This window comes from Paenibacillus sp. IHBB 3054 (assembly GCF_051594305.1).
Lineage (GTDB): Bacteria > Bacillota > Bacilli > Paenibacillales > Paenibacillaceae > Paenibacillus_AQ.
In genome coordinates, this window is record NZ_JBOFBG010000057.1 from 24,729 (window position 1) to 31,106 (window position 6,378).

The 6,378-nt window shown below is 48.4% G+C and carries 3 protein-coding genes and 1 pseudogene; 1 reads left to right on the forward strand and 3 read right to left on the reverse strand.

The features are described from left to right. Positions 1 to 81 precede the first annotated feature (81 nt). Both ACQ76X_RS33710 and ACQ76X_RS33715 read right to left on the reverse strand, forming a co-directional pair. Positions 82 to 4,536, reverse strand: a complete 4,455-nt coding sequence (locus ACQ76X_RS33710) for a fibronectin type III domain-containing protein (protein ID WP_438498164.1) — start codon at positions 4,534 to 4,536, stop codon at positions 82 to 84. Positions 4,537 to 4,690: 154 nt separating this feature from the next. Continuing rightward, positions 4,691 to 5,320, reverse strand: coding sequence for a hypothetical protein (locus ACQ76X_RS33715; protein WP_438498166.1), 630 nt, complete (start codon positions 5,318 to 5,320; stop codon positions 4,691 to 4,693). 289 nt (positions 5,321 to 5,609) lie between these two features. Here ACQ76X_RS33715 and ACQ76X_RS33720 point away from each other — a divergent pair, with 289 nt between their 5' ends. Further along, complete coding sequence (locus ACQ76X_RS33720; RefSeq protein WP_179091874.1) at positions 5,610 to 5,777, forward strand: hypothetical protein; 168 nt, start codon at positions 5,610 to 5,612, stop codon at positions 5,775 to 5,777. Between the two features lie 98 nt (positions 5,778 to 5,875). On the opposite strand, the pseudogene ACQ76X_RS33725 reads toward ACQ76X_RS33720, so the two are convergent. After that, positions 5,876 to 6,292: pseudogene (locus ACQ76X_RS33725) on the reverse strand (cation diffusion facilitator family transporter); the annotation flags it as partial. Between the last annotated feature and the right edge of the window lie 86 nt (positions 6,293 to 6,378).

The window sequence follows — 6,378 nt, forward strand, 5'->3', positions numbered from 1 at the left end:
CAGCCATTTCCTGCCGCGAAAGGGAATCCTGCGGCCGGAATGCCCCGCCGCCTCCTATAATTCCAGCTTCTGCTGCGGCATTTACTCCTGCCGCGTACCATCATCTTCAGGGACATCTGTGAACACGGCTGCTTCCATTTTAAGATTCAGCAGTCGGGCCAGCATCACCGCGAACTCCGCACGGGTCAGCGTCTGATTCGGAGCAAATAAACCTTCGTCTGTTCCAGTCGCGATATTTCGGGCAGCCATCACTTCAATGGCATGCCGGGCCCAGTGAGAGTTCAGATCTCCAAAGATCTTGGTGGATTTCGCCAGCAGATAAGCTCCCCATTGCGCCGGCTCGAATTCTATGCTTCCACCCGTAATCTTACTGTCAAGATACCGCCAGTTCCCCTGTTCATCCTGCACGTAAATCACCAGCTTGTCCGTATCACTTTCTCCACCAGAAACCGGTACTTGTACGTTCAGAGCAAAGGAGTTCTTTTCCAACGGATCAAGATTTTCAACCGACGAAGTAATAGTATACAGAATACGCCCTTGCGTATTTGCAGGCTGATCCACCGCTGCCTTTTGGGTAAATGTCAGCGTGACCTCTTCCGCTTCGGCCGACAATAACTGCTTCGCGGCTATCGTCCATCTCGAACCTCGGTCAAGAATTTGCAGTGGTTTACCGAGCTGAACCGTCAAGCGGATGACAGATTGCGGAAACCATACAGATATGGTGCCAATTGCAGAACTATCAACATCTTTAAGATCTATACTTAATACAGCGGCTTCAGCATTGTTCAATTCCTTGAGTGCCCAAGCCTCATCTACTTTAAGCAGATCCGGCTTTGCGACTGGCTGGACAACAGCACTCTGGAACGAGGGATTGTTACCGGCAGGTGGAGCTGTATAAATCTGCCCAGCCGAAACCTTAGCCTGGGCAAAACCGTTAATTTGCCGGCTTTTATTGATCTCATAGACTGCAATATACGAACCCGCTGCAACAGTGATATCTTCCCCCGGCTTGTAGCTGAGTACTCCGGCAGGCAGTAAGTCTCCTTTAACCGGAACCGCTATAGCATCGGCTGACACTTGCACAGCTATGCTGTTGAGCGGATCGTAAGTCGCCGTTTGTACCGTGGCCGTGCCCTGCGATTTGCCGGGTACAATATCTATTTCGAGCATCCTGACGGGATATGGTGCTACCTCTCCCCGCTGCAGCAGCTTTGAGCTGAAACGGAAGATTGTCCCCTTTTCGTCCGTCTCATAAATTGCGATATACATTCCAGCTTCCACATCGGCTAGCTCGAAAGACAGGGCGGAAATCGGAACCGCTTCAGCAGGTACACGGTCAAGCACAATGTCCGGGGTATCCAAAGGCTCCACAGAAACGATTAGCTTTAACTCATGATAGACTTCATCATAGACTGCAGTTTTGACCAGAGCTCTGCCGGGTGCACTTCCCGGACTAACTTCAATCGGAGCCGTAAGTGGAGGAGCCGCAGTGTCAAACGGTGTCACCGCAACCTCCATTGATTTCCCGCTCTCTCCAGCCGTTTCGCTAGCCGAGGTCACTGTTAAATAATAAGTGGTGTCGTTGGCAAGCTCCTTCACTGATAAATAGTTGCTTGTTGCAACGCCTACCGGTGCACCGTAGCCCTCCCCTGCGGTACGCAAATAAACATTATAATGATCCGCTTTGGGAGAGGCAGACCAGTTCAGTTCAACCCCGCGATCCCGCGCGCTTGCTGTAACATTCAGCGGTACTGCCGGAGCCGAACCACTGTCATCGAACCGCATCACAACCGTCTTGTAATCTCCTCCTGACTGTGCCATATCCGTGAATGCAGCATAGATAATGCCATTCTCCACGTATAGTGAGGTATGATCCACCGCTCCTTTGGAAAAACTTTTGTTCCCGACAAATTCCCAGCCGGTATCTCCTTTGCCGGTATATTTCATTACAATGGCTTTTCCGCCATTATCCGCTGACCTGAACAAGATATAGGGTATGCCCTGATCTATAAAAAGACGGGTATAATTCAGGTCGTTATCGGGATTCCCTTCAAAATTTTTGCTGCCGACATACTCCCAATTCTGCCCGTTAAATTTGACCAGATTCGGCCCCACATCCCGAAAAGCCAGATAAGGCGTTCCATCGTACACAAATACCGATGTCCACTTGACGGCTTTCGCAGTTGTCATGTTCTTGGTAAATCCGCGTCCGCCTAAAGCTACCCACTGGCTGCCATCATACATCATGACAGTTCCCCGGTTGGCGTTATTATCACGGAAAGCGACATAGGGCGTGATTCCGTCCACAAATAATGATACATAGGTTCCTGCCGCACCTACCGATATGATTCCGTCCCCGACAAGCTCCCAGCCAGTGTCACCTTTACCGCTATATCTCATTACCATCGCACCCGGCTCTTGGCCACTGGCAGGCTGGACGTTAAAAGCAACAAAAGGTATACCGTTCTTATCAATAGCCAGAGCTACATTATCAACCAGCTTGTCGATGATGCTTCTCCCTCCGACAGGCTCCCATTTGGTTGCACCCTTCCCTGTATACTTCATAACCGTAACACTGTTATGGATATCCGTAGATGCGATATATGGCACATTATTAAAGAAAGCCAGCGAAGTATATCCAACGCCGCCTTCCAGAAATCCTGGGCTTCCAACATACTCCCATCCGGTGGGCGTGTGTTTTTTGACGGACACTTTTCCATTCTCTACGATGGCCAAAAAAGGTGTGCCGTCATTTACGATCAAAGAGTTGTCCATAGAGGCAGAGCTGGAAACGGTTCCTAGAGATTCCCATACGTTGAGACCCGGCGTAGCGTTGACCTCTGCAGATTCGGCTTCATCGCTAACCCCATTCTCATTAAAAGCTCTCACCTTGAAGTAGACTGTCTTGCCACTGCTCAATCCTTCGGTCAATGTATAGGCGGTGGAGCTGTTCCCGGTAACTACAGCAGCCGGTGTATCCGGATAACTGCTGACTTCCGCATCACGCTGGTAAACGTAGTAACCCGTTGCATCTGCTCCAGTAGCGGCAGTAACCGGATCCCAGCTAATGTTCACTTGTGCATTATTGACCGAAGTAGCCTGCACATGCAGTGGAGCAGTTGGCGGCAAGGCCAACGGTGTTATCTTGATTTCATTGGAATAACGTCCATCCACTGTACGGATCATAAACCGGTAGGCTGTATTATTTTCAAGCTTCGGAATCACATCACTTCGTCCTTCTCTGCCGACAGAGCTGAATTGTACCCCGTCTTTAAAAATAATGTATCCGGTAGCCTTTTCTGCTGCGTCCCACTCCAGTTGAACTGCCGAATCCCGTACTTGTCCCCAGAGTTTGAAATCGGCATCGCTGTATTTGATGATGGATATGGACCCGGTCTTGCCGTCTTCTACGTAGCTGACATATGGTACTCCATCCCTGACTGTCATATCAGATAGAATCTGAACTGTTACGGATAATGATTCTCCAAGCTTATCCCAGGTGTAGCTCCCATCCATGAGCTTGCTTAAGCTTTTGGCAGATACGGTGTAGGGTTCAGTATAATCCCGATACACGGCATATACCTTTCCGGCTTCCGCAGATAAGGTATATGAGCTTACTCTATTCTCAGAAACCGCATTTCCAGCCTTCGTCCAATCTCCCAATAATTCACCCGCTGAATGCTCCATAACTGTCAGCCTGTTGCCGTTGGCGGAACTGTCTACATATCCGAAATATAATATCCCGTCTTCGATGATTAACTTAGGCATGCTAAGCGCTCCACCAGTGAAATTCTGGTTGCCGATCCGTTCCCATTCCTTGCGGTCCGGATTATATTTCTTCACAGTTGCTCTCTGTGCACTGTTACTTGAAATATAGCCTACATATAAAATACCGTCGTCATCTATTGCAAAAGGGGCATCACCACTCGGATGACTTCCCTCAGGACTAGGTATCAACGTCCATGCTCCGGCAATGTATTTTTTGATCTGCCATACTTTTTCACCCTTAACTACTCCCGAATACGCCACATATGGGGTTCCATCCACTATCGTTAAGGATATGTGGTCAAGCGTAGTGCTTTCACTGACAAAGACAGGCCCTCCGAGAGTCTCCCATCCCTCTTCCGCCAACTTGCTCACATGCAGTTCATTATTATCTCCCCTATATGCCAAATAAGGTACATCATTGTCGATTACGAAGGAGCTGGTTACCGAAGCAGCCGGCATCGGGATTGCCTCCAGCGGAGTAGGAAGCGTCATCCATTTCACTCCGTCATACTTTTTAATGGAAGGAATGCCGTTTCCGCTTTTATAAGTAGCGAGATATTTAATGTACAGTTCGCCCTTGCTGTTATAGGCTATTTCCGGAAGGGCAGCTTTCGCATCAATTTCCCTATTGCCTTCATATATCCAGGTTCCCTCCGCTTCCAATCCTGCCGCGCTGCTCTGGCTCCTCCCGAAGCCCTGCACCAGCATTGCCGCAGAGAGCAGAACTATCAGCAGACTCCTGCACCATCTATTTCCCTTCACTCTCACTTTTCCATCTCCCCTTGTCTTTTGTATACGTTACATTGAATTGTCTGCACCTATAAAAAATTGGCCTTCCCTGCAGTATTAAGCAAAGAAGGCCGTTCAATGGAACGCTCACTAATGCAGGCTGCAACAGCGGCAATCCCTAGATCATGACAACTCAGTAAGCATATCCGCCGGTAAAGGTACCAGAGGTGTATAAGTCAATGCGGTTAATGTTAGAGAGAAAATAAGGAATATTCGTCTCTTGCGCTGCTAAAGTTCCAAACAGCAATCGAATAACATCCTCACCACTGCCGTTGATATCAGTAGCCAAAACTGCCGGCACCAAGGTTCCGGAGGTGGCAATGTCCGGATTCGGGAAGGTATAGCGGCTGGAGAACAGCTGAGTCCCCGGATTGTTGAAGGTTCTGGTATAGTTAGGTCCAACCAGCGAGGAGAACGTTACACTAATTACATCGGAGTCTACATCGACACTTAACGCTTCGTTGTCTATAAGACTCTGGAACAGTTCGAGAACCGGACTGCCGTAGGCAGTATACGCTACGTTCGTGAGATTGTTGCGATTGCCTGTATAGTCAAAATAATCTGCATTGGCATTAATATCTGTAGAAGTTATTGTCCCTACAAAAGTGCTGTCTAAATACAGATCAATAGAGCTGGTAGGTGCAGCGAAGGCCTCTTCCGGCACGAGTAAACTTGCCGCAGAGACTGACACCGTAAATAAGAGACCAAGAATCATGAGACCTAATCTTCTGCCGAATATGTGGGTGCGTGATAAACTAATCATCTTCCACTCCTCCTAGATTATATTTGTACAGACGGAAAATTCCGCTGCGCAGCCTCTTCTTGAATCTCTATGGAATTCGCTATTTCAAATCTAATTATGTCTGATTATATCTATTCATATCTATATATAACGTAATATTTGTTACACTCTAGTAAATATTTTCTGAATCAAACAAAACATAAAAAACGGTTGTGCTTCAACAGGTTTAAAAATGAATCCTGTTCAGGCAGAACCGTTAGTTCACTCTAGGCATAAGATAGGATATCAATGGCGAAGGTGGGCGAAATTCATGTCCAAGAATAAACGCGGCAAAGCGCTCTGGCGGATGCCGTCCCGAGGCAGAGGAACCTGCCCGATCTGTGGCAGCACGCGAATCAAGCTGCTCTATATCGGCAAAGGTGTTGCCGGCGAGAAGCTTGAAGTCTGCAAGAAATGCGAGGGCAAACAAGCAGGTTAAGAAGATTATGCCGGAGAAAGTAATCTTCTTTCTGAATCACAAGACAGGAAGAACAAAGGGGAGTGCCGCATCACCGGCACTCCCCTTTGTTCTTCTAATTAATTCAATTCATGCTGAGGCACCCAATTGCGGACACCGTTATCTTCAAGAATTCCCAGAGTAACATCCGAGATATGCGGATCGGCCAGCGGCTCGTCAAAGATGATCCTTGAGATCCGCTCTTCAATTTCCGGAGGAGCGGCGACTCCAATCAATCCGACCATGTTGTCGTAACCGACCCTAAAAGCAACGCCAATCATCATGAAGCTGATTAAGATACTGCTCACTCCATCCAGCAGATTAAAGTTCGTTAGGGCAGTGACCAGAACCGCGATCATCGCGAGCAATCCGCCAGTGGTTGCTACCAGATCCTCATAGTAGACGAGCCGGGTGGGCGGCGCGGCTCTTTTCACATTTCTCAGCGAAGCCGTAAATTTGCCCAGCCCCTTAGCCTCTACCCTGGATTCGTGAAGCACCCGGCCAAATTCTACCACTGGCAGGGGAGGCATTGAATTAACCTGCTCTCTTCTGCTACATGCTCATTTCAATACAATCTGATGGT

Coding starts and splice junctions, on each gene's coding strand:
- ACQ76X_RS33715 (WP_438498166.1), bottom strand. CDS start 5,320: ATGATTAGTTTATCACGCACCCACATATTCGGCAGAAGATTAGGTCTC.
- ACQ76X_RS33720 (WP_179091874.1), top strand. CDS start 5,610: ATGTCCAAGAATAAACGCGGCAAAGCGCTCTGGCGGATGCCGTCCCGA.